Origin of the sequence: Pseudomonas sp. B6(2017) (assembly GCF_002112765.1) — a bacterium.
GTDB lineage: Bacteria > Pseudomonadota > Gammaproteobacteria > Pseudomonadales > Pseudomonadaceae > Aquipseudomonas > Aquipseudomonas piscis.
The window spans coordinates 90407-111096 of record NZ_NEIQ01000012.1 but is presented as its reverse complement, the minus strand read 5'-3'; the positions used below and the strand labels follow the sequence as shown (position 1 = coordinate 111096).

Sequence of the window (20690 nt, the reverse complement as noted above, 5' to 3'; positions counted from 1 at the left end):
ATGAGCGCCGATTCCGCGATTCGCATCATCGAGCCGCCACCGTCCCGTGGCCAGTTGCTCTACGACGGCCTGCGCGGTTTGCGCAAGCCCAAGCTGGAGACTGCACCGCAGCTTCCCACCGAGCGCCTGGTGCGCCCGGCGGTGGAGCTGCAGGCGACGCAGGTCGCCCGTTATGCCCAGGCCTGCGGGTTCCGCCGCGAGCATGGGGTGCCGCTGTCGTTCCCTCATACCCTGGCGTTCCCCCTGCATCTATTGCTGCTCACCAGCCGGACCTTTCCCTATCCGGCCAGCGGCATGGTCCACCTGGCCAACCGCATTCGCCAGCATCAGCGCCTGGAGGAGGGCCAGGCCCTGCGCCTGGAAGTCTTTGCCGAGCGCTGGGTGGCTCATCCCAAGGGCCAGGCCCTGTCCATCGCCACTCGTGCCTTCAGTGGCGGCGGCTTGGTCTGGGAGGGCGATAGCCTGTACCTGCGCCGCGGCGTCTCCGGTCCTGTGGGCGAACCCTGGGCGGGCGCGCTGGAGGTGGACGAACAGGCCCTGGTACGTACCCAACGCTGGAGCCTGGCCGGGGACCTGGGCCGGCGTTTCGCCAAGGTCAGCGGCGACTTCAATCCGATCCACACCTCCTGGCTGGGGGCGCGGCTGTTCGGTTTCCGCCGGCCCATCGCCCACGGCATGTGGACCCTGGGCCGGGCCCTGGCGGCACAACAACCACCGCATCCACTGGCTGCGGCGCAGCTGGATTGCGAGTTCAAGCTGCCGATCTTCCTGCCGGCCTCGGTGAGCCTCTGGAGTCGCGTGCCCGACGGCCCGCGCCATGAATTCGAAGTGCGCAACAACGCGGGCGACAAGCCCCACATGCGCGGCCTACTGACCTGGGGAGCTCGGTAATGACTGAGTACAGTTTCAATCCGGCGCCGGTACGCCGGGTAGCGATCATCGGTGGCAACCGGATTCCGTTCGCCCGCTCAAACACGGTGTACGCCAACGACAGTAACCAGGACCTGCTGGTGGCGGCCCTGCAGGGCCTGGTGGACAGGTACGGTCTTGCCGGACAACGCCTGGGGGAGTTCGCCGCGGGGGCGGTGATCAAGCACTCGCGGGATTTCAACCTGGCCCGCGAGTGCGTGATGTCCACTACATTGTCGCCGCAGACTCCGGCCTACGATATCCAGCAGGCCTGTGGTACCGGGCTTGAGGCAGCGCTGCTGGTGGCCAACAAGATTGCCCTGGGGCAGATCGAGGTGGGCATCGCCGGGGGGGCCGATACTACCTCCGATGCGCCCATCGGCATCAACGAGGGCTTGCGTCGCACCCTGCTCGCGGCCAATCGCGCCAAGGGTACCGGCAACAAGCTGCGCAGCCTGCTCAAGGTGCGCCCGGGGATGTTCTTCAAGCCGTTGCTACCGCGTAATGGCGAGCCGCGCACCGGCCTGTCCATGGGCGAGCACTGCGAAGAAATGGCCAAGCGCTGGCAGATCAAGCGCCTGGCCCAGGACGAACTGACCCTGGCCAGCCACCAGCGGTTGAGTGCGGCCTACCAGCGGGGTTTTTTCGACGACCTGCTGACGCCGTATCGCGGGTTGGCGCGGGACAACAACCTGCGCGCCGATGCCAGCCTGGAGAAGCTCGCCGGCCTGGGCCCGGCCTACGATCGCAACAACGGCACCCTGACCGCGGGCAACTCGACGCCCCTGACCGATGGCGCCTCGGTGGTGCTGCTGGCCAGCGAAGAATGGGCCGCAGCCAATAATCTGCCGGTGCTGGCCTACCTGCGTACCGGGGAGACCGCGGCGGTGAACTTCGTCGATGGCACCGAGGGCCTGCTGATGGCTCCGGCGTACGCGGTGCCGCGCATGCTGGCCCGGGAGGGGCTGGGGCTTGGCGACTTCGACTTCTATGAGATCCACGAAGCCTTCGCTGCCCAGGTGCTGTGTACCCTAAAGGCCTGGGAAGATGCCGACTATTGTCGGGACAAGCTCGGGCTCGAAGGACCACTGGGCAGCATCGAGCGGGCCAAACTCAACGTCAACGGCGGTTCCCTGGGGTGCGGGCATCCTTTTGCCGCCACCGGCGGGCGCCTGCTGGCATCCCTGGCCAAGGCCATCCACGAGCGCGGTGGAGGCCGCGGACTGATTTCCGTCTGTGCGGCAGGCGGGTTGGGTGTCACCGCCATCGTCGAAAAATAAAATAACAAGGAGACTGCCAATGAGCGTCGTAAGCCTGCAGCCCGTGGAGCGTATCTGGCTCAACGCCTATATGCCGGGTGTACCCAGCGATATCGAAGCCGACATCGACCGCTACCAGTCGCTGCGCGAGGTGTTTCTCGAACACGTGGACAAGTATCGACAACGGGTGGCCTATGTCAGCATCGGCACCGAGATGGGCTATGACCTGTGGGAGAAGCGGGTGTTCGCCTTCGCCGCCTGGCTGCAGTCCAAGGGCGTGAAGAAGGGCGACCGGGTGGCGTTGATGATGCCCAACAGCCTGCAGTACCCGATCTGCCTGTTCGGCACCCTGCTGGTGGGAGCGGTGGTGGTCAACGTCAACCCGCTGTACACCGCCCACGAACTGCGCCACCTGCTCAAGGACAGCGGCGCCGAGACGGTGGTGATCTTCGAGAACTTCGCCCACACCCTGGAGCAGACCATGCCCGGGAGCAAGCTGAAGAACATCGTGGTGGCCTCCATCGGCGACCTGGTAGGCACCTTCAAGGGCGCGGCACTGAACTTCGTCCTGCGCCACGTGCAGAAGCAGGTTCCCAAGTTCAACCTGCCAGGCTCGATTCGCTTCCCGGCGATGATGAAGCTGGCGGCGGTGCTGGAGCATCGGCCGGTGGACCTTGCGCAGGACGATATCGCCTTCTTGCAGTACACCGGCGGTACCACGGGCGATGCCAAGGGTGCCATGCTCACCCACCGCAACATCCTGGCCAACCTGATGCAGGCCAAGGCCTGGGTCGGCGACCAACTGGACGAAAACCAGCAGGAAACCAACGTCACCTTGCTGCCGCTGTACCACGTGCTGTCGCTGACGGTGAACTGCCTGATGTTCATGTGCCTGGGCGGGCGCAACATCCTGATCGCCAACCCGCGGGATGTGAAGCGGGTGCAGATGATCCTGCGCAAGGAGAAGTTCAGCGGCATCGTCGGGGTCAACACCCTGTTCAATGGCCTGCTGGAGAACGAGGAGTTCCGTGGGCGCGACTTCTCCGACCTGAAGCTGACGATCGCCGGAGGCATGGCCACCCATACCGCCGTGGCCCAACGCTGGAAGGAAGTCACCGGGGTGCCGATCGTCGAAGGTTATGGCCTGACCGAATGCTCGCCGGTGGTGAGCATCAGTCCGATCGACATTTCCCGCATGCGTGAAAGCGACTTCAGCGGCACCATCGGGGTGCCGTTGCCCTCCACCTGGGTGCGCTTCATACGCGAGGACGGCCAGTTGGCGGACATCGGCGAAGAGGGCGAGCTGCAGGTACGTGGCCCGCAGGTGATGAAGGGCTACTGGCAGCGGCCCGAGGAAACCGCCAAGGTCCTGGATCGCCATGGCTGGCTCTCAACCGGTGATATCGGGGTGATGAACGAACGCGGCTTCATCCGCCTGGTGGACCGCAAGAAGGACATGATCCTGGTGTCCGGCTTCAACGTGTACCCCAACGAGATCGAGGATGTGGTGGCCTTGCATCCGGGGGTGGCGGAGGTGGCGGCCATTGGCGTCGAGGATGGAGTGACAGGGGAGAAGGTTAAGATCTTCGTGGTGCGCAAGGACCCGAACCTGACCCAGGAGCAATTGCTCGCCCACTGTCGCGAGTACCTCACTGGCTACAAGGTGCCGCGCTACGTCGAGTTCCGTACCGAAGAGCTACCCAAGACCACCGTCGGCAAGGTCCTGCGCCGGGCCCTGCGCTGAACCTGAGCAAACCGGGCGCTCCTGCCGGGGGCATAGGATCCCCTGCAGGAGCCAAGCTCGCTCGCGATGGTCGTTAGCGGTAGCGCGTATTGGCTGGATAAACGCAGCGCACTGAACGCCATTGCGGGCAAGCCTCGCGCCTGATTTCCTTGACCGATCGGCATTGCCCTGCGGGGCGTTTTTTACCTTCGCTGTTTCCACAAGGCTGGCAAGCCATGTCATCCCTGGGTGTTCACTGGCCCTCGGGCAGGCGTACCTGGCCCGCTTGCAGGCCGAACACTTCCACGCCCTCGGCTGTGGATTGACCTGTGGTCACCGGTACTCGCCGTGCCGGCTGGTCGGCTGCGGGGCGGTACTCCACGCTCATGCCTTCGGCGCTGCGCTGGATCGCCGCGGGGGGCACCACGATCGCCTGGTCGTTGCTGTAGGTGATGATGGTCAGCCGGGCACTCATGCCCAGGCGCACCCGTTGCAGTTGCTCCGGGGCCAGCTGGGGAATCGACAGGGTCACCGGGAACTGGGCGCTGGACCCGGGCGAATCGTTGGGGATGGCCAGGCTGCTGACGATATCCACCACGCCTTCCAGGCGTTCACCATCGAAGCCATCGCCGAGGATCTCCACGCGCTGGCCCTGGTGCAGCTGGTTGATATCCAGTTCCGAAACCTTGCTGACGATCTTCAGCTGTTCGATGTTGGCCAGGCCGAACAATACCTGGCCCTGGCCCAGGTGCGCGCCAGCCTGTACCGGTCCTGTGCTGGTGGTTGCCGGATTGCTGCCTGAGCTGCCGCCGGGAGGTGGAACGACTATTCCGGCGAAGGGCGCGACCACTTCCTTGGCCTCCAGGAGCTTGCGCAGGCTTTCATACTTGACCGTGGCATTGGTCAACTCCATCTCGGCAATCTGCCGGTATTCACCCGATCCCTGGTTGAGCGCCTGCTGCAACTCACCCTGGGCGGCCGTCAGGTCCATGCGCTGGATCTGTGCCTGCTGTTCCTGGTCGTTCAGTTCATTGCGCGGGATGATGCCGCGCTTGAACAGGTCCTGGCTTTCACGCAGCTTGCGCTCGCTGTTGGCCAGGGACATCTGCGAATTACGCAGGGTTCGTCGTGCCCGGGCGACCGTGCTGCCGTTGTTCCAGTCCCGCAGTTCCTGGACCGTACGACGAGCCTTGAGCTGTACGGCAAGCGCGTCGCGCAGTTGGATTTCCACCAGCGCCGGGTCCATCTGCAACAGCACCTGCCCAGCCTCCACGCGCTGGCCCTGTTCTACCAGGTTGGCTTGGACATTCCCTTCGAAAGGCGCCGTCAGGACGATGGTCTTCTGCGGCTCGATCTTGCCCACCAGGCCGATCTGGTGGGTGAGCTGGGCACCTTGGATCGCGATCCAGCGGCCAGTGCCAGTTTGGTCGGCTGCCGGTGATCGGTAATCGATCAGGATCGCTGCGCCGATGGCGATGCCCACGGCCAGCGCGAGCGCCTGTAGGGCGTGGCGACGACGCTTGCCAGCCTGTGGCTTGTCAGAAGTCATTGAGCGCAATCTCCCAGCTTTCCAATGTCATGCCCAGGGTCAGGTCCAGTTGCGTTTGCGCGTTGAGGTAGGCGATCAGTGCGTTTAGCCGGGCATTCTCGGCATTGCGCAGGTCGCTCTCGAAGCTCAGTACCTGGAAGTTGCTGGAACGACCGGCGCTGAGCTTTTCCCGTTCGATTTCCAGCTTGCGTTTCGACAGCTCGCTGGCTCGCTGGGCAATCTCGTATTGGCGCCAGCGGGTGCCCAGGTCGCGCACCACGTTGTCGACGTCGCGCTCGAGTACCTGGCGCGCATCGGCCAGGAGGATCTCCTGGTTCTCCACATTGACCTGTGCCCGGACTTCGGCCTGGCGCGTACTCAGGTCGCCGATGGGAATACTGATCTCGACACCGGTGTAGCCATTCCAATTGCGTTCCGAGCCATTGCGAGTGTCGGTGTCGAACCGGTTGCGAGTCTGGTTGGCTCCCGCAACCAGGTTGACGTCCCAGCGTGCCTGGTCCTTGGCCATCACCAGACCCAATTCGGCCTGCTGGCTGCCCAACAGGGTGGCAAGGTATTCGGGTTGCTGGGCCTGGGCCAGGCGCAAGGCTTCACGTTGGTCGATGCTGATCTTCGATGCCTGCAAGGCTTCGCTGGCGCGAATCCGCGATGACAGGTCCAGAGCCAGCAGGCGCAGCAAGGACAGACGGTTGAGATCCACCTGGTTGCGTGCTTCCTCGACTCCCAGCTCCTGGCTGGCGATATCGGCTTCGGTCTGCACGATCTCGAATTCGGCCATGCGCCCGGCCGTGATCAATGCCCGGTTGACTTCCAGCAGGGTGGTTGCACGTTTCAGGGCATCCTGGGCAATAGCCAGTTGTTCCTGGGAACGCAGCAGCTCCCGGTAGGTGGTGATGATCGTGCTGATGGTCTGGGCGACCGTCGCCTTGAGGTTCAGACGGTTGCCTTGCTCGGTGAGCCGTGCCAGTCGCAACGGGGCAGTGGTCACGTCCCACCCGGCGCCCCGCAGCAGCGGCTGGACTATCGACAGGTCCAGGCCGTCACTGCGATAGCGCCCCGCATTGTCGGCCCTGCTCAGGTCCTGGGTCCAGGCCATGCTCAGCCTGGTGCCATATTCGCTGAGCAGGCTGGTGGTGGGGGTCACCCTGGCCCTTTGTTCCGCGTCGCTGGAGCTTCTGGAACTACGGTAGGAACCGGTGATCAGCAGCTTGGGGTTGAAGGTGTCCTCGGCTACCCGCAAGTCGAACTTCTGTGCCACACGTTGCAGATAGGTGCTGCGGATGCTGCGGTTGTTACGCAATCCCAGGTAGACGGCATCTCCCAGGGTCAGGTCGGTCAGTTGCTGGCTGAGCAGTGCACTGCGTTCGTAACTGCTGCGCATGGTGGGCACCGAAGGTGGCGCGACCAGCTCCCTGGCTTGGCCCCAGGGACTCGTCAGGCACAGGCACAGGTAGGCCAGGGTCCAGAGACGCCAATCATTCATCGCGCAGCGCCTCCACCGGTTGCAGCTTGGAGGCCGAGACCGCCGGATACAAGCCGAAGAACAGGCCCACCAGAAGAGTGCTGCCAATACCCAGCGGTAGCGAGGCGGCAGCCAGGGAAAAATGCCAGCCGGACATCTTGGCGTAGATGAAGGCCGATGTGACCCCGAGCACCGCCCCGGACAGCGCACCGACTGCGGTCAGGCTCACGGCTTCCAACAGGAACAGGTTACGGATGTCTCGCTGGCGTGCGCCCAGTGCCATGCGGATACCGATCTCCCGGCGCCGCTCGGAGACATTCATCAGCATCACGTTCATCACCCCGACGCCGCCTCCCACCAGGGAAATGCCACCCAGGGCCATCAGCAGGTAACCGAAGGTCCGGCTTTGTCGGGTCATGCCATCGATGATCTGTTGCGGCACCTGCACCTCCACGTCTCTACCGCGCAATATGGTCTTCAACGCCTGGGTCATGGCCGCCGCCACTTGCTCCATGTCCTGGCCTGGTGCGGCGCGGGTCACCACGTTGCTGATCTGCGGCGAAGTGAAGATGCGTCGCATGCCGGACAGGGGGAGGAACACCGAGTCGTTGGCCTGGACCGGCACCAGTACCGCGTTGGGCTGGCTCTGGAGAATGCCGATGACCAGGAACAAGTAGTCGTTGATTCGTATCCGCTCACCCGGCCTCAGCGGCTGTCCCGGGGTGCCCAGGATCTGGGCGATCTGGTGGCCTACCACCGCATAGGTCTCGCCCTGATCGAAATCGGACAGGAAGCGCCCTTCGCGCAGGTGCAAGCGCATGGCTGCAGCCAGCCCGGTGGTGGCTCCGACCAGGCTTGCATTGGCGGTGCGGCCATTGAACACCACCGGTCCGCTGAGCAGGGCGATGGGGGCGACTTCGAGCAGGCTGGGAACTGCTTGCTTCAGCGCTTGGGCATCGAGAGCCTCCGGCATCGGCGTGCGTGTGTCGCCATTGCCGGGAAAGCGTGCCACCAGGGTGTCGGTGCCCATGTCCTGGAAAATCGCCGCGGCGTCCTCTGCCGCGTTATGGCCGATGTTGATCAGGGCCACCACCGAAGAGCTGCCGATGACGATGCCCAACAAGGCCAGGACCGAGCGCTTGCCCAGGGTCCGCAGGCTGACGAAGGCTTCGTGCAGCAGCTGGCTGGCGCTTTGCTCGAGCATCAGGCTCATGCCGGGCAGACCTCTTGCACCACGCCGTTGTTGACCCGGATCTGCCGCTCCAGCCGCTGGGCGATGCCAGGGTCGTGGGTGACGATGATCAGGGTCACCTGGCGCTCGCGGTTCAGCGACAGCAGCAGGTCCATGATGTCCCGGGCCGTGTGGCTGTCGAGGTTGCCGGTGGGCTCGTCGGCCAGGATCACCGAGGGTTCGCCCACCAGCGCCCGGGCGATGGCCACCCGTTGCCGCTGGCCGCCGGACAGGTCCGCCGGGCGGTGATCGGCACGCTGGCCGAGCCCGACCTGGTCGAGTACGTGCATGGCCCGCTCCAGGGATTCGCGCCGGGCCACGCCCCGGTAGCTCAGGGGCAGGGCGACGTTGTCCAGGGCGCTGAGGCGCGGCAGCAGGTTGAAGCTCTGGAACACGAAGCCGATCTGGCGGTTGCGGATCGCCGCCAGCTGGTCGGGGCTGGCGCGAAAGATATCGTGGCCGGCGAAGCGGTAGTCACCGCTGTCGGGCAGATCCAGCAGGCCGAGGATATTCAGCAGGGTGCTCTTGCCGGAGCCCGAGGCGCCGAGGATGGCGCAGCTTTCGCCGGCATTGATGGACAGGGAAACATTCTTGAGGATATGCAGAGGTTGTTCTGCCAGCCGATAGCTCTTGCCTATGCCTTGCAGGGAGATCAAACCTTGTTCGATTATCGTCTCTGTCATTGCTTACTGCGCCGGCTGGCTCGGCGGCCTGTTCGAAAAAAACCACGCCTTGAAGGGCATGGAGGGTTTTTTCGAGACAGCGCCAAGCTCTGGTTTTATTTATTATTTTAAAAAACTTGTTTGAATAGTAACTGCGTTCATTCCCATGCGCCAGCCGTCTAGGGCGGGTAATCGAGAGCTTTTTTTGACAGGTTCGGGGTAGGAACCCACTGGTCACAAAACGGCCTATGGGCGCTTTGAGAGTCCCTAAGGCCCTTGCTTTTAGGGAATCTCGCGGGTATAAAAAATCAAATTTTTTTTTAAAACACTGTTCGAACGGTCAGTTTTTCATCCAGTAAAGGTTAGCCCTCCATGGTCGCCAAGAAACTCAGTGCCCCCAATGTCACCAAGACCCGACTGCTGGAAGCGACCGAGGCATTATTCATCAAGTACGGCTACGACGCCGTGCTGCTGCGCCAGATTACCGAACGGGCCAAGGTCAACCTGGCGGCGGTGAACTATCACTTCGGCGACAAGGACTCGCTGATGAAAGCCCTGCTCATGCAGCGCCTGGGCCCACTCAACGACCAACGCCTGGAACTCTTGGCCAAGTGCGAGGAGCAGGCCGATGGCCCCCTGGACTGCGAAACCCTGCTGGGGGTGTTGTTCGCCCCGGCCATGGGCATGGAGCGCAGTGATGAAAGCGGCGGGGTGGAAGGACGTTCGTTCATCCGCTTCCTTGGCCGGGTGTACAGCGATACCTCGCCCTTCATCCAGGAATACCTCAAGGAACACTACCAGCCGGTGTTCGAGCGCTTTTTCAAGGCGTTCGCCCTGGCTCTGCCGGATCTGCCGCGCAACGAGCTGGGGGTGCGCTTGCAGTTCGCCCTCAAGGCAATTTCCGGGGTAATGGCCGGTACCGAGCTGCGCTTGCTGATGCAGGCCATGAGCCTGGGGCGTCCGGCTACCGACGCCGAGGTCATGGCCAAGCTGATCAGCCTGGTGTCGGCGGCCATTCGGGCGCCGATGCAGGACCCGGATTCCGAGCAGGCGCTGGGCAAGGTCCTGGCTACCCAGCGCTCGATCCGCCAGCAAAGCCAGTCCATGGCCGGGCTGGCCACCAGCTGATTTTCCCCAGCCCAACGAGCCTGCTTTGCGACTCGTAGCTGCTAGCTGGCGAGGCTGCGACCGACTGCTCAGCAGTCGCAGTTCGCGGATCAACCTGAGCCGATGCCCGCTGCGCAGCCTGCGGCTGCGACTACACGAAACGCCAGCCCCCACTCATTCACCTCGCTGGGCAGGTGCGCTACCTGCATCATTCGGCCGGTGGATGATGCTCAGTACCTGGCGGGACATCTGCTAGGTTTTCCTGGCACTCGCCAGGAGCCCTCGCCATGACTTCATTCCAGCAGCACATTCTGGCCGTCAACGGCATCGAACTCAGCGTCCGCGTGGCCGGCCCGCAGCAGGGCCGACCGGTCTGGTTGCTGCATGGGTTTCCCGAATGCTGGCATTCCTGGCGCCACCAGGTGGCGGCATTGGTGGCGGCAGGGTTCCAGGTCTTCGTCCCGGAAATGCGTGGCTACGGCCGCAGCTCGGCTCCCCAGGCACTAGAAGACTATGACCTGCTGACCCTGTGCGCCGACATCCAGCAGGCCATGGACGCCTTCGATCATGGCCGGGTGTGCATGGTCGGCCACGATTGGGGCGCTCCGGTGGCTTGGCACCTGGCGCTGCTGGAACCGCAGCGGGTGGCGGCGCTGGTGACGATGTCGGTGCCTTTTGCCGGAAGGCCCAAGCGTCCGGCTACGGACATCATGCGCCAGGTGCACGGCGCGCACTTCAACTACATCCTGTATTTCCAGGAACCGGGGCTGGCCGAAGCTGAGCTGGATGCGGATATCGATGCCAGCCTGCGCTTGTTCATGGGCAACATCGACGCGTTGCTGCAACCCAAGCCGGCCGAGGCCCGCTTGTTCGACGGCGTGACTATCCCCGAGGGCTTGCCCGCCTGGTGTTCCGAAGAGGATTTCCAGGCTTATCGGCAAACCTTCGCCGGCCGCGGTTTCCGTGGGGCGTTGAACTGGTACCGCAACTTCGAGCGCAACTGGCAGCGCAGCGAGTTTCTCGCTCAAGCCCGAATCGTCCAGCCTACCTTGTTCCTGCTGGGCGACAGCGACCCGGTCGGGGTCCTGGAAGCCCATACCCTCAAGCGCATGCCCGACCGGGTCGTCGACCTCGAGCAACATCTGCTGCAAGACTGCGGGCACTGGCTGCAAAGCGAATGTCCCGAACAGGTCAACCGCTTGTTGCTGGACTTCCTGCAGCGACGCTTTGCTTGAGGCGTCCGGATATCAGCCCAGCACCTCGCGCAGCCGATGCCAGAGCATGCCCAGTGCCAGCAGCGGCGCGCGCAGGGCCCGGCCGCCAGGGAAGGTCATGTGCGGCACTGCGCTGAACACATCCAGGCCTTGGCTGTGTCCGGCATGGATCGCCTCGGCCAGCAGGCGCGCCGTCCAGTGGGTGACGTTCAGCCCATGGCCCGAGTAACCCTGGGCGTAGTACACATTCGGATACTGGCGCAGGCGCCCGACCTGGGGAAAGCGGTTGGCGGTGATACCGATCTTGCCGCCCCATTGGAAGTCGATACCGATGTCCCGCAGTTGCGGGAACACCTTGAGCATCTTCGGCCGCATGTAGCCGGCGATATCCACCGGGTCGCGGCCTGAGTAATGGCAAGCGCCGCCGAACAGCAGGCGGCGATCGGCAGTGAGGCGGTAGTAGTCCAGGCCGACTTTCTGGTCGCACAGCGCCAGGTTGTCCGGGATCAGTTGCCTGGCCAGGGCCTCGGGCAGCGGTTCGGTGGCGATGATGTAGCTGCCAGCGGGCAGGACCTTGCCACTCAGGCGTGGCTCCAGGTCTTCCAGGTGAGCGTTGCAGGCCAGCACCAGGCGCCCGGCGCGCACCGTACCCGCAGCGCAGCGCAGCGTCACGCTATCGCCGTGGCGCAGTTCCAGCACCGGGCTCTGCTCGAAGATCCGCACCCCCAGGCTGCTGGCCAATCGGGCTTCGCCGACCACCAGCTTGAGTGGGTGCAGGTGTCCGGAACCCATGTCCACCAGCCCGCCGGCATAGACTCGGGACGCCACCACCTGTTGCATGTCTTGCGCGGCCACCAGGCGAGTCGGGTGACGGTAGCCCAGGCCCACCAAGTGCTCTTGTTCAGCCTGGAACGCGGCGTACTGGGCCTTGGTGTTGGCCAGCTCGCAGAAGCCCCAGCGCAGGTCGCAGTCGATGCCGTGTTCGGCGATGCGCCGGCCCACCAGTTCCACCGAGTCGATGCCGGCACGCTCCAGGTATTTGAGTCCTTCCTGGCCGACGTAACGGGCAAAGCCGCCGATTTCATGGCCGATGCCACGGATCAGTTGCCCGCCGTTGCGCCCGCTGGCGCCCCAGCCGATGCGCCGGGCCTCCAGCAGGATCACCGAGAGCCCGCGTTGGGCCAGCTCGATGGCGGTGTTGACGCCGGTGAAACCGCCGCCGATCACGCAGACATCGGCGTGCAGGTCGCCTTCCAGGGATGGGTAGCCGGGGAGGGCGCCGACCGAGGCGGCGTAGTAGGAGGGGGCGTGCCCGTTGGCGCCGCCCAGGGAGAGTGGCTGGTTCATTTGTTGGACTTCACTTTGCTCCACGAACGAGTCATGACGCGCATGATCGCCGGGGAAGGAGTACTGGCGATGTACAGCTTGTCCAGTACCTCCTTGGGTGGATAGACCTCGGGATCGTTCACCAGCTGGGCGTCCATGTACTGCTGGGAGGCCGGCGTGGGGTTGGCGTAGCCGACCTGGGCACTGACCTTGGCGATCACCTGCGGGTCCAGCAGGTAGTTGATGAAGGCATGGGCCTGCTTGGTATTGGTGGCGTCCGCGGGGATGGCCATCAGGTCGAACCACAGGTTGCTGCCTTCCTTGGGAATGGCATAGGCGATGTTCACTCCATTCTTGGCTTCCCTGGCCCGGTTGGCGGCCTGGAAGGCATCGCCGGAGTAGGCGAACGCCACGCAGATATTGCCGTTGGCCAGGTCCGAGACGTACTTGGAGGAGTGGAAGTAGGTGATGTAGGGGCGCAGGCTCAACAGCTTGGCCTCGGCCTTCTGGTAGTCGGCCGCCGATTGGCTGTTGGGGTCCAGGCCCAGGTAGTTGAGCATCGCCGGCATGACCTCATCGGGCGAGTCCATCAGCGAGACCCCGCATTGCGCCAGCTTCTTCAGGTTCTGCGGTTCGAACAACACCGCCCAGGAGTCGATATGGTCGATGCCCAGTACCTGCTTGACCTTGTCGACGTTGTAGCCGATGCCATTGGTACCCCACAGGTAGGGTACCGAGTACTGGTTGCCGGGATCGTTCTGCTGCAACAGGATCATCAGCTTCGGGTCCAGGTTCTTCCAGTTGGGCAGTTGCGCCCGGTCCAGCTTGAGGAAGGCCCCGGCCTTCACCTGGCGGGTGAGGAAGTGGTTGGAAGGCACCACCACGTCGTAGCCGGTACGTCCGGCCAGCAGCTTGCCCTCCAGGGTCTCGTTGGAGTCGAACACGTCGTAGATCACCTTGATCCCGGTCTGGGCCTGGAAGTCGGCCAGGGTCGTCTTGCCTATGTAGTCGCTCCAGTTGTACACGCTGACACTGGGCTCGGCCTGGGCGGCGGTGCTGCACAAGGTCGCCAGGGCGACCGGGATCACTGCTTTGAATAGACGCATGTTCGACACCTCTGTGGGATGTTTTTGTTGTGCGAAAGATCGCCGGGGTCAGACGCTGAGCAGCAGGAACTCGCGTTCCCAGGAGCTGATCACCCGCTTGAAGTTCTCGTTCTCGGCGCGCTTGACCGCGACATAGCCACGCACGAACTTGCGCCCCAGGTACTGCTCGATGACCGGGCACTCCTCCATGTGCGCCAGGGCGTCCTCGATGGTGATCGGCAGGCGCAGGTTGCGTCGCTCGTAGGCGCGGCCTTCTACCGCGGCGCTGGGGGCGATGCCCTCGACCATGCCCAGGTAGCCGCACAGCAGGCTCGCGGCGATCGCCAGGTAGGGGTTGGCATCGGCGCCGGGCAAGCGGTTCTCCACCCGCGTGGCATCCGGGCTGGAGGTCGGTACCCGCAGGCCGGCGGTGCGGTTTTCCACGCCCCATTCGACGTTCACCGGGGCCGAGGTATCCGGCAGGAAGCGGCGGAACGAGTTGGCGTTGGGGGCGAACATCGGCAGCACCTTGGGGATGTACTTCTGCAAACCGCCGATGTGCTGCAGGAACAGCTCGCTCATGCTGCCGTCGTCGTTGGTGAACACCGGCTTGCCGGTGGCGATGTCCACCACGCTCTGGTGCAGGTGCATGGCGCTGCCGGGCTCATCGGTGATCGGCTTGGCCATGAAGGTGGCGGTGACGTTGTGCTTGAGCGCGGCCTCGCGCATGGTGCGCTTGAACACGGTGATCTGGTCCGCCAGGTCCAGGGCGTCGCCATGGCGGAAGTTGATCTCCATCTGCGCGGGGCCGTCTTCGTGGATCAACGTATCCAGGTCCAGGCCCTGGGCTTCGCACCAGTCGTAGACATCCTCGAACAACGGGTCGAATTCGTTGGCGGCATCGATGGAGAACGACTGCCGGCCGCTCTCGGCACGCCCCGAACGCCCCAGGGGGGCTTGCAGCGGCAGGTCCGGGTCTTCGCAGCGCTGGGTCAGGTAGAACTCCATTTCCGGAGCCACGATCGGCTGCCAGCCCTTGTCGGTGTACAACTGCAGGACTTTCTTCAGCACGTTGCGTGGCGACAGCTCGATGGGGTTGCCGAACTTGTCGAAGGTGTCGTGGATGACGATGGCGGTGGGTTCCAGGGCCCAGGGCACCAGGAAGATCGACGAGGGATCGGGGCGGCAGAGCATGTCGATGTCCGCCGGGTCCAGCAGCTCGTAGTACAGGTCGTCGTCGACGAAATCCCCGGTGACCGTTTGCAGCAGGACACTTTCCGGCAGGCGCATGCCTCGCTCATGCAGGAACTTGTTGGTGGGGGCGATCTTGCCGCGGGCGATCCCGGTCAGGTCGCTGACCACGCACTCTACTTCGGTGATCTTGTGCTCTTTCAGCCATGAGGAAAGCTGATCGAAAGGGGCGTTCATAAAGACCTCGATGATTGTTTTCATCTGCACCCAGGTGAGCGGGAGTATCCCGGCAAGGCTTCCCCTGCGGCGCATTGGCGACTATCTTGGGCAAGCCTCGTGGTTCCATCTATCCACTTTAAACAGAAGCAAAACGCACCAAAAGAGTGCGTAAGGTCTTCCCATGACGACGTCCAATCCGCTTCAGGTCCAGGCTTTCAAGAGCTTCGATGTGCTCGACCAGGTCCGGGCCACGCCAGGTTGGGTCCAGCAGTACCGGCAGATGTCCCCCGGGCATTTCAATGGCCTGGTGCGCTACCTGGACCTGCAGGGCGTGGAAATCTACGAAGAGCGCATGAATACCCGGGTCGAACAGAACTTCAACGCCCCCGAAGGGGCCCTGGCGTTCTGTTTCGATCGCAGCGACAACGCGCTGTACGTGCTCAATGGCGAAAGCCGCAACATCTGGATCACCCCCGAGAACTACCAGGAGGTGGCGGTGGTGTTCGGCCCCGAGTTCGTCCAGGGCCAGGCCTTGGGAGTCGAGCGCCTCGATGGTTTGTTCATGGCGCCCTTGACCTGCCAGCAGAACCCGTTGTTCTGTCGCTGGCTCAGCGCGACCCTGACCCGGCTGTCACAGACCCTCGATCCACCGAGTCGCGAGGCCCTGGCCCAGCAGTTGCTGGACGATTGCCTGTACATCCTCGACAACGCCTGCGTGCGTCTGGACCCCGGTGGTTTGCAACGGCGCACGGAGGAACGGGCGATCATGCAGCGGGTTGCGCAATGGGCCGCCGATGTCCCCGAGGAAACCCTCAACCTGCTGGAGCTGGCCCAGGTTGCCGGGGTGTCCCTGCGCCAGTTGCAGAGCGCCTTCAAGGGCTTTACCGGCATGGCTCCCAGCCAATGGCTGCGCTTGCGCCGGCTCAACAGCGCCCATCGCGAATTGCTCAGCCGCGGCCCGGCGGACACCACGGTGGCCGAGGTGGCGATGCACTGGTCGTTCTGGCACCTGGGGCGTTTTTCCAGCAGCTATCGGGCCTTGTTCGGGGAGTTGCCGAGCCAGACCCTGAGGCGCGCGCCCGGGGCCACCATCTTCAACCCACGGGATGGCGCAAGCGCGATTAGCGGAATGTTCCGCAGAGCGCATTACCCTGGTAGCCGTGCATCAGGGGGCCGAGGAACATGAAGGGGCCGCAGGCATGGAAGTCCGAACTGATCTTGCGGCTCGAGCGCAGCAGGGGTACCTCAGTGCCGTTGATGTCGTTGCCGTAGGCGATGGCATTGCTGTAGGACTCGCACACCGGCAGCTTGAGCGGGATCGGCAGGATCACCACCAGGAGTGTGGCGCCACACCATTGTCGTTCGGGCGAGTTCTTCTGCGTGCGCGTGATGACGGGCGTTATGGCATTTTCGATCAGTCGTCGGTGGGCAGCAGTCTTCGATACCTGTTCCTCAGGCATGTCCACCCAGGCGCCCACGCAGCCATGGAGTGCGAACGTCGTCAGGGCCAATAGCGCGCCCCTGATGAAAGGAGCAAACGAGCGGGGTGTGGGATGAAACCGGAGACTGGCTGGCAGTGGGGGCTGCAAATCGTCGTGAACTGCGCAATTGAGTGGAACGTGCATCCTGCACCTGTCGTTGGAATGGGGACTTGCGTGGGGCGACGCATTAGAAACGCCGGCTCGACAGTCGTCAACCGATTCCAGAGGCGCCCGACGCGGCAAGGCGTCGGGTAGATCGCGGGTGCATTCGCTGCTTGGCTACTTGACGCAGATCACCTGGTGCCTGGGCAGGATGGCGGTCAGTGGGCCGGTAATCCGGAACACGGCATTGGGGGTGCCGGCGGCGGCCCAGACTTCATCGAAGTTCAGCAGGTCTTCATCGACCAACAGCTTGAGTTCCTGCCGATGCCCGAGCGGTGGCACGCCCCCGATGGCGAAGCCGGTCACCTGCTTGACGAAATCGGCGTCGGCCTTGGTGATCTTGTCGCCGAGCAAACGGGAAATGGCTTGCTCATTGACTCGGTTGGGACCGCTGGCGAGGACCAGCACAGGCGTGTCGAGCGTGCCCCGAAACACCAGGGATTTGACGATCTGGGCTTTTTCGCAGCCCAGGGCGTTGGCCGCGTCGTCGGCGGTGCGGGTCGAGTCCGGGAGTTCTTGTACCGTCAGGTCGAGTCCACGCTGGTGGAGCAGGTCCTGGAACTGTTGGGCTCGTTTACTGATGCTCATGGGAATTTCTCCTGGGATGGGAAGGCGGAGAATAGCTGGCGCCAGCGCCACGGCCTGGGGTCGTATGAACCGCTGGGCTGGGCACTCAGCCCGGTGGCAGCAAGCGCAACGGGTCCACCGGCACGCCGTTGGCGCGGATCTCGAAGTACAGCTGGGCGCGATCGGTGTCCTGGGAGCCGGCCTCGGCGATCTTCTGGCCCTTGATCACCATCTGGCCTTCCTTGACCACCAGCTTGCTGTTGTAGGCATAGGTGCTGGTGTAGGACGGGCCGTGCTGGAGGATCATCAGGTTGCCGTAGCCACGCATGTAGCCGGCGAACGCGACCTTGCCGCCCAGGCTGGCGTGGATCGGCTGGCCCTGGGTGGTGGCGATGCGGATGCCCTGGTTGAGCTTGCCGGTGGGCGAGAAACGTCCGATCAGCACTCCACGCAGTGGCCAGGTCCAGCCCTTGAGGGTGACCTTGGGCATCGGCGGCGGGGGCGGCGGGGCCTTGCTCCGGCTGCTGGAGGTTCGTGTCTTGCTGCTGGCCACCCGGGTCGTCCTGGGCGTGCTGCCGCCAACCTTCAGCACCTGGCCGACTTCCACGGTATAGGGCGCCTTCAGGCCGTTGAGTCGCGCCACTTCCTTCCAGTTCGTGCCGTTGCGGCTGGCGATGGAATACAGGGTATCGCCGCGCTTGACCCGGTACTCCCCGGCCTTCAGAGGCCCGGAGCTGGATGAGTTGGAGCTGCAGGCCGAGAGGGCCAGCAGCAGGGCAATGAATATGAATCTTGCGAACACACGCTATCCATTCTGTCTTGATGGGCCTGGGCCCGGAACGCACGGCCAGCGCTGAATCCAATCGCTGGGCGACGAAGCCGGCAACTATACCTGTTTGCCGAACGCTCGGCGCGTAGTAGACCACCGCAACAGGCTTCGAACTCCCGCCGTCGGAAAAAAAGCCGCCATGGCCATAGTGGCCTGACTCCTGCTCCCGCCAGATAGCCCTGGTTCGCCGGCTCCGTCGTGACGCCCCGGGTCAATCAAACTGAACCCCGGCTAAAGGTTCCTTCCTAAGCAAGTACAGACCGGGAGGAAATCCATGCACATCGAATACATCTGGATCGCGTTGGCCGTCATCGTCTTGCTGATCGAGTTCTGGGCCATCAAGAGCCTGCTGCGTAGCGGGGCCAGCTCCGAAAACAAGGGGGCATGGCTAGTGGTGATCATCTTCGTCCCGCTGCTGGGGTTCTTGCTCTGGTTATGCGTGGGCCCAAGGCAAGCGCATGGTTAGCATCCCGGGGCGGGCAGAGACTGAGGCGCGCTGGTCGGCACAGCCGGGGCGGCTTGCGGTGCCGGAAAAGGTAGAGCGCGACGGATATCGCCCATGGCATGGGCTGGCAGCTGTGGCAGCTGTGGCATCTGGAGCTTTCTGGGGGGGGCCGACAGCGCTGTAGCCGGGGATGCCGTCGGCAGATGTGGCCCCTGATCGGAGCCGCGAGCGCGACGGCATTGCGCCGCGCTCGCCCAGCTGTCAGTGCGGCGCGCGGTGGATGGTCTTGAGCAGGTCCTCGGGGCTGATATGGCCAACCACCGAGTCTGCGGCGCTGCCGGGCAGCGGCAAGTCGAGGATATGGCCCTTGATCTTGCCCACCACGTGCATTTCGCAAGGCTTGCAGTCGAACTTCAGGGTCAGCACCTCGTCACCGTGCACCAGCTGCATCGGTGCCACCTTGGTGCGCACCCCCGTCACGCCCTTGGCCTGCTTGGGGCACAGGTTGAAGGAGAAGCGCAGGCAATGCTTGGTGATCATCACCGGTACTTCGCCGTGTTCCTCGTGGGCTTCGAAGGCCGCGTCGATCAACTGCACCCCGTGGCGGTGGTAGAAGTCACGGGCCTTCTGGTTGTAGACGTTGGCCAGGAACGACAGGTGCGATTCGGGGTAGACCGGTGGCGGGTTGCTCTCGGCTTTGCGCGAGCCCCGGGGGTGGGCGGCGATACGCGCGGCGTCCAGGGCCTCGATGGCTTCCCGGCGCAGGGCCTTGAGCTGGGAGTTGGGGATGAAGTAGGCCTGGGGCGCATCCAGCTTGATGTCGGTGGCGTGGTAGCAGGTGGTGCCCAGCTGGCCCAGCAGGTCGCGCAATTGCTCCAGGGCCTGCTCCGGCTTGTTGGCTACGCCGAAGGGACCGTCCAGGGCGACGCTGATACCGATGCCTTCTTCACTGGTGGCACTCAGTTCCAGGCGCTCTTCGCGCAGGCGAGCCTGCCAGGCCAGGCCGATGCGACGTTCGGCGGAGGTGCGGGTCAGGGCCTGTTGCCAGTTGTGGTCCAGGTTGCGGCTCAGCGGATGGTTGGGACGCAGGCGGTGCAGGCCCTCGGGCATCTCGTTGGGCTCGACGCGATAGCGATAGCGTTTTTCACCGTCTTCCTCGAACTCGCCACGGGCTTCGGCGATGTTGGCGCGGAAACCCACCACTTCGCGCTTGACCAGCAGGTTGAGGCCGTCACCGTTGGACAGCGGCTCGAAGGTCACCACTTGCAGGTCACGCTTGCCGACCTTTTCCACCACGCCCACCGGCAGGCCGGTGAACGTCGGTGAGTCGAACGCACCGATGTCGATCTTGCGCTCGCTGACGAAATAGTCGGTACTGCCACGGTGGAAGGTCTTGTCCGGATCGGGAACGAAGAAGTGTGCGGTGCGGCCGCTGGAAGCGCGGGCCAGGTCCGGACGGTCCTCCAGCACATCGTCCAGGCGCTGGCGGTAGTAGGCGGTGATGTTCTTCACATAACCCACATCCTTGTAGCGTCCCTCGATCTTGAACGAGCGTACCCCGGCCTCGACCAGGGCGCGGATGTTGGCGCTCTGGTTGTTGTCCTTCATCGACAGCAAGTGCTTCTCGTAGGCAATCACCCCGCCGTGCTCGTCCTTCAGGGTATAGGGCAGGCGGCAGGCCTGGGAGCAGTCGCCACGGTTGGCGCTGCGGCCAGTCTGGGCGTGGGAGATGTTGCACTGGCCGGAGAAGGCCACGCACAGGGCGCCGTGGATGAAGAATTCGATGGCCGCGTCGGTCTCGGCGGCGATGGCGCTGATTTCCTTGAGGTTCAGCTCGCGGGCCAGTACCAGCTGGGAGAAACCGGCCTGGTCGAGGAACTTGGCCCGGGCCAGGGTGCGGATATCGGTCTGGGTGCTGGCATGCAGTTCGATGGGCGGGATGTCCAGCTCCATCACCCCCAGGTCCTGGACGATCAGCGCGTCGACACCAGCGTCGTACAACTGGTGGATCAGCTTGCGCGCCGGTTCCAGTTCGTTGTCATGGAGGATGGTGTTGAGGGTGGTGAACACCCGGGCGTGATAGCGGCGGGCGAACTCCACCAGCTGGGCGATCTCGCTCACCTCGTTGCTGGCGTTGTGGCGGGCGCCGAAACTCGGGCCACCGATGTAGACCGCGTCGGCGCCATGCAGGATGGCTTCGCGGGCGATACCGACATCGCGGGCAGGGCTGAGCAGTTCGAGGTGGTGTTTGGGCAAGGACATGTTTTTC

General features: G+C 63.9%; 17 protein-coding genes and 1 pseudogene. 7 read left to right on the top strand and 11 right to left on the bottom strand.

All coding sequences use genetic code 11. From position 1 onward, the window contains the following. From CAG11_RS21055 to CAG11_RS21045, 3 genes are read left to right on the top strand one after another with little or no spacing between them, the layout of a single operon-like run. The gene (locus CAG11_RS21055) at positions 1 to 891 is read left to right on the top strand and encodes a MaoC/PaaZ C-terminal domain-containing protein (RefSeq protein WP_085597769.1); all 891 of its coding nucleotides are present in this window, start codon (positions 1 to 3) and stop codon (positions 889 to 891) included. Then, on the top strand, positions 891 to 2189 hold the full coding sequence (locus CAG11_RS21050) for an acetyl-CoA C-acetyltransferase (RefSeq protein WP_085597768.1): 1299 nt from the start codon (positions 891 to 893) through the stop codon (positions 2187 to 2189). The genes CAG11_RS21055 and CAG11_RS21050 overlap by 1 nt, the downstream gene beginning before the upstream one ends. A gap of 19 nt (positions 2190 to 2208) precedes the next feature. Next, positions 2209 to 3912 carry an AMP-binding protein gene (locus CAG11_RS21045; protein ID WP_085597767.1) on the top strand — a complete coding sequence of 568 codons (1704 nt, stop codon included), beginning with the start codon at positions 2209 to 2211 and terminating at the stop codon, positions 3910 to 3912. A gap of 232 nt (positions 3913 to 4144) precedes the next feature. On the opposite strand, the gene CAG11_RS21040 is transcribed toward CAG11_RS21045, so the two are convergent. From CAG11_RS21040 to CAG11_RS21025, 4 genes are read right to left on the bottom strand one after another with little or no spacing between them, the layout of a single operon-like run. Then, a complete protein-coding gene (locus tag CAG11_RS21040) occupies positions 4145 to 5440 on the bottom strand; it encodes an efflux RND transporter periplasmic adaptor subunit (protein WP_085597766.1) in 1296 nt (431 codons plus the stop codon). Then, positions 5430 to 6923, bottom strand: a complete 1494-nt coding sequence (locus CAG11_RS21035) for a TolC family protein (protein WP_085597765.1) — start codon at positions 6921 to 6923, stop codon at positions 5430 to 5432. Before CAG11_RS21035 ends, CAG11_RS21040 begins: the two co-directional genes overlap by 11 nt. Continuing rightward, positions 6916 to 8115, bottom strand: coding sequence for an ABC transporter permease (locus tag CAG11_RS21030; protein WP_085597764.1), 1200 nt, complete (start codon positions 8113 to 8115; stop codon positions 6916 to 6918). The genes CAG11_RS21035 and CAG11_RS21030 overlap by 8 nt, the downstream gene beginning before the upstream one ends. Then, positions 8112 to 8789 (bottom strand): ABC transporter ATP-binding protein, encoded by a 678-nt coding sequence (locus tag CAG11_RS21025; RefSeq protein WP_177409158.1) that lies wholly within the window; start codon positions 8787 to 8789, stop codon positions 8112 to 8114. The genes CAG11_RS21030 and CAG11_RS21025 overlap by 4 nt, the downstream gene beginning before the upstream one ends. A 378-nt stretch (positions 8790 to 9167) precedes the next feature. Between CAG11_RS21025 and CAG11_RS21020 the strand changes: the two genes are divergently transcribed. Together CAG11_RS21020 and CAG11_RS21015 are read left to right on the top strand one after the other, a co-directional pair. Further along, positions 9168 to 9923 (top strand): TetR/AcrR family transcriptional regulator, encoded by a 756-nt coding sequence (locus tag CAG11_RS21020; RefSeq protein ID WP_022644339.1) that lies wholly within the window; start codon positions 9168 to 9170, stop codon positions 9921 to 9923. Positions 9924 to 10189: 266 nt separating this feature from the next. After that, the gene (locus tag CAG11_RS21015) at positions 10190 to 11137 is read left to right on the top strand and encodes an alpha/beta fold hydrolase (protein ID WP_085597762.1); all 948 of its coding nucleotides are present in this window, start codon (positions 10190 to 10192) and stop codon (positions 11135 to 11137) included. Between the two features lie 12 nt (positions 11138 to 11149). Here CAG11_RS21015 and CAG11_RS21010 read toward each other — a convergent pair whose 3' ends face one another. The 3 genes from CAG11_RS21010 to CAG11_RS21000 are packed head-to-tail and all read right to left on the bottom strand — an operon-like array spanning position 11150 to position 14955. Further along, a complete protein-coding gene (locus tag CAG11_RS21010) occupies positions 11150 to 12463 on the bottom strand; it encodes an FAD-binding oxidoreductase (protein WP_085597761.1) in 1314 nt (437 codons plus the stop codon). Then, the gene (locus tag CAG11_RS21005) at positions 12460 to 13548 is read right to left on the bottom strand and encodes a polyamine ABC transporter substrate-binding protein (RefSeq protein WP_085597760.1); all 1089 of its coding nucleotides are present in this window, start codon (positions 13546 to 13548) and stop codon (positions 12460 to 12462) included. The genes CAG11_RS21010 and CAG11_RS21005 overlap by 4 nt, the downstream gene beginning before the upstream one ends. Before the next feature lie 48 nt (positions 13549 to 13596). Beyond that, on the bottom strand, positions 13597 to 14955 hold the full coding sequence (locus CAG11_RS21000; RefSeq protein ID WP_085597759.1) for a glutamine synthetase family protein: 1359 nt from the start codon (positions 14953 to 14955) through the stop codon (positions 13597 to 13599). Positions 14956 to 15118: 163 nt separating this feature from the next. Between CAG11_RS21000 and CAG11_RS20995 the strand changes: the two are divergent. Continuing rightward, positions 15119 to 16012, top strand: a pseudogene (locus CAG11_RS20995) (helix-turn-helix domain-containing protein); the annotation flags it as partial. A gap of 46 nt (positions 16013 to 16058) precedes the next feature. Here the strand turns inward: CAG11_RS20995 and CAG11_RS20990 are convergent. The 3 genes from CAG11_RS20990 to CAG11_RS20980 all read right to left on the bottom strand — a co-directional run bounded on the left by CAG11_RS20990 (position 16059) and on the right by CAG11_RS20980 (position 17949). Next, complete coding sequence (locus tag CAG11_RS20990; RefSeq protein ID WP_256578654.1) at positions 16059 to 16448, bottom strand: hypothetical protein; 390 nt, start codon at positions 16446 to 16448, stop codon at positions 16059 to 16061. A gap of 249 nt (positions 16449 to 16697) precedes the next feature. After that, complete coding sequence (locus tag CAG11_RS20985) at positions 16698 to 17168, bottom strand: YbaK/EbsC family protein (protein ID WP_085597757.1); 471 nt, start codon at positions 17166 to 17168, stop codon at positions 16698 to 16700. An 85-nt stretch (positions 17169 to 17253) separates the two neighbouring features. Continuing rightward, a complete protein-coding gene (locus CAG11_RS20980; RefSeq protein ID WP_177409155.1) occupies positions 17254 to 17949 on the bottom strand; it encodes a peptidoglycan DD-metalloendopeptidase family protein in 696 nt (231 codons plus the stop codon). A gap of 301 nt (positions 17950 to 18250) precedes the next feature. Here CAG11_RS20980 and CAG11_RS20975 point away from each other — a divergent pair, with 301 nt between their 5' ends. Then, the gene (locus CAG11_RS20975; RefSeq protein ID WP_022644352.1) at positions 18251 to 18442 is read left to right on the top strand and encodes a PLD nuclease N-terminal domain-containing protein; all 192 of its coding nucleotides are present in this window, start codon (positions 18251 to 18253) and stop codon (positions 18440 to 18442) included. 240 nt (positions 18443 to 18682) lie between these two features. On the opposite strand, the gene CAG11_RS20970 is transcribed toward CAG11_RS20975, so the two are convergent. Continuing rightward, positions 18683 to 20683, bottom strand: coding sequence for a U32 family peptidase (locus CAG11_RS20970; protein ID WP_085597756.1), 2001 nt, complete (start codon positions 20681 to 20683; stop codon positions 18683 to 18685). Between the last annotated feature and the right edge of the window lie 7 nt (positions 20684 to 20690).

Coding starts and splice junctions, on each gene's coding strand:
- CAG11_RS21035 (WP_085597765.1), bottom strand. CDS start 6,923: ATGAATGATTGGCGTCTCTGGACCCTGGCCTACCTGTGCCTGTGCCTG.
- CAG11_RS20975 (WP_022644352.1), top strand. CDS start 18,251: ATGCACATCGAATACATCTGGATCGCGTTGGCCGTCATCGTCTTGCTG.
- CAG11_RS21000 (WP_085597759.1), bottom strand. CDS start 14,955: ATGAACGCCCCTTTCGATCAGCTTTCCTCATGGCTGAAAGAGCACAAG.
- CAG11_RS21020 (WP_022644339.1), top strand. CDS start 9,168: ATGGTCGCCAAGAAACTCAGTGCCCCCAATGTCACCAAGACCCGACTG.
- CAG11_RS21005 (WP_085597760.1), bottom strand. CDS start 13,548: ATGCGTCTATTCAAAGCAGTGATCCCGGTCGCCCTGGCGACCTTGTGC.
- CAG11_RS21040 (WP_085597766.1), bottom strand. CDS start 5,440: ATGACTTCTGACAAGCCACAGGCTGGCAAGCGTCGTCGCCACGCCCTA.
- CAG11_RS21030 (WP_085597764.1), bottom strand. CDS start 8,115: ATGAGCCTGATGCTCGAGCAAAGCGCCAGCCAGCTGCTGCACGAAGCC.
- CAG11_RS21055 (WP_085597769.1), top strand. CDS start 1: ATGAGCGCCGATTCCGCGATTCGCATCATCGAGCCGCCACCGTCCCGT.
- CAG11_RS21045 (WP_085597767.1), top strand. CDS start 2,209: ATGAGCGTCGTAAGCCTGCAGCCCGTGGAGCGTATCTGGCTCAACGCC.
- CAG11_RS21050 (WP_085597768.1), top strand. CDS start 891: ATGACTGAGTACAGTTTCAATCCGGCGCCGGTACGCCGGGTAGCGATC.
- CAG11_RS20985 (WP_085597757.1), bottom strand. CDS start 17,168: ATGAGCATCAGTAAACGAGCCCAACAGTTCCAGGACCTGCTCCACCAG.
- CAG11_RS20970 (WP_085597756.1), bottom strand. CDS start 20,683: ATGTCCTTGCCCAAACACCACCTCGAACTGCTCAGCCCTGCCCGCGAT.
- CAG11_RS21010 (WP_085597761.1), bottom strand. CDS start 12,463: ATGAACCAGCCACTCTCCCTGGGCGGCGCCAACGGGCACGCCCCCTCC.
- CAG11_RS21015 (WP_085597762.1), top strand. CDS start 10,190: ATGACTTCATTCCAGCAGCACATTCTGGCCGTCAACGGCATCGAACTC.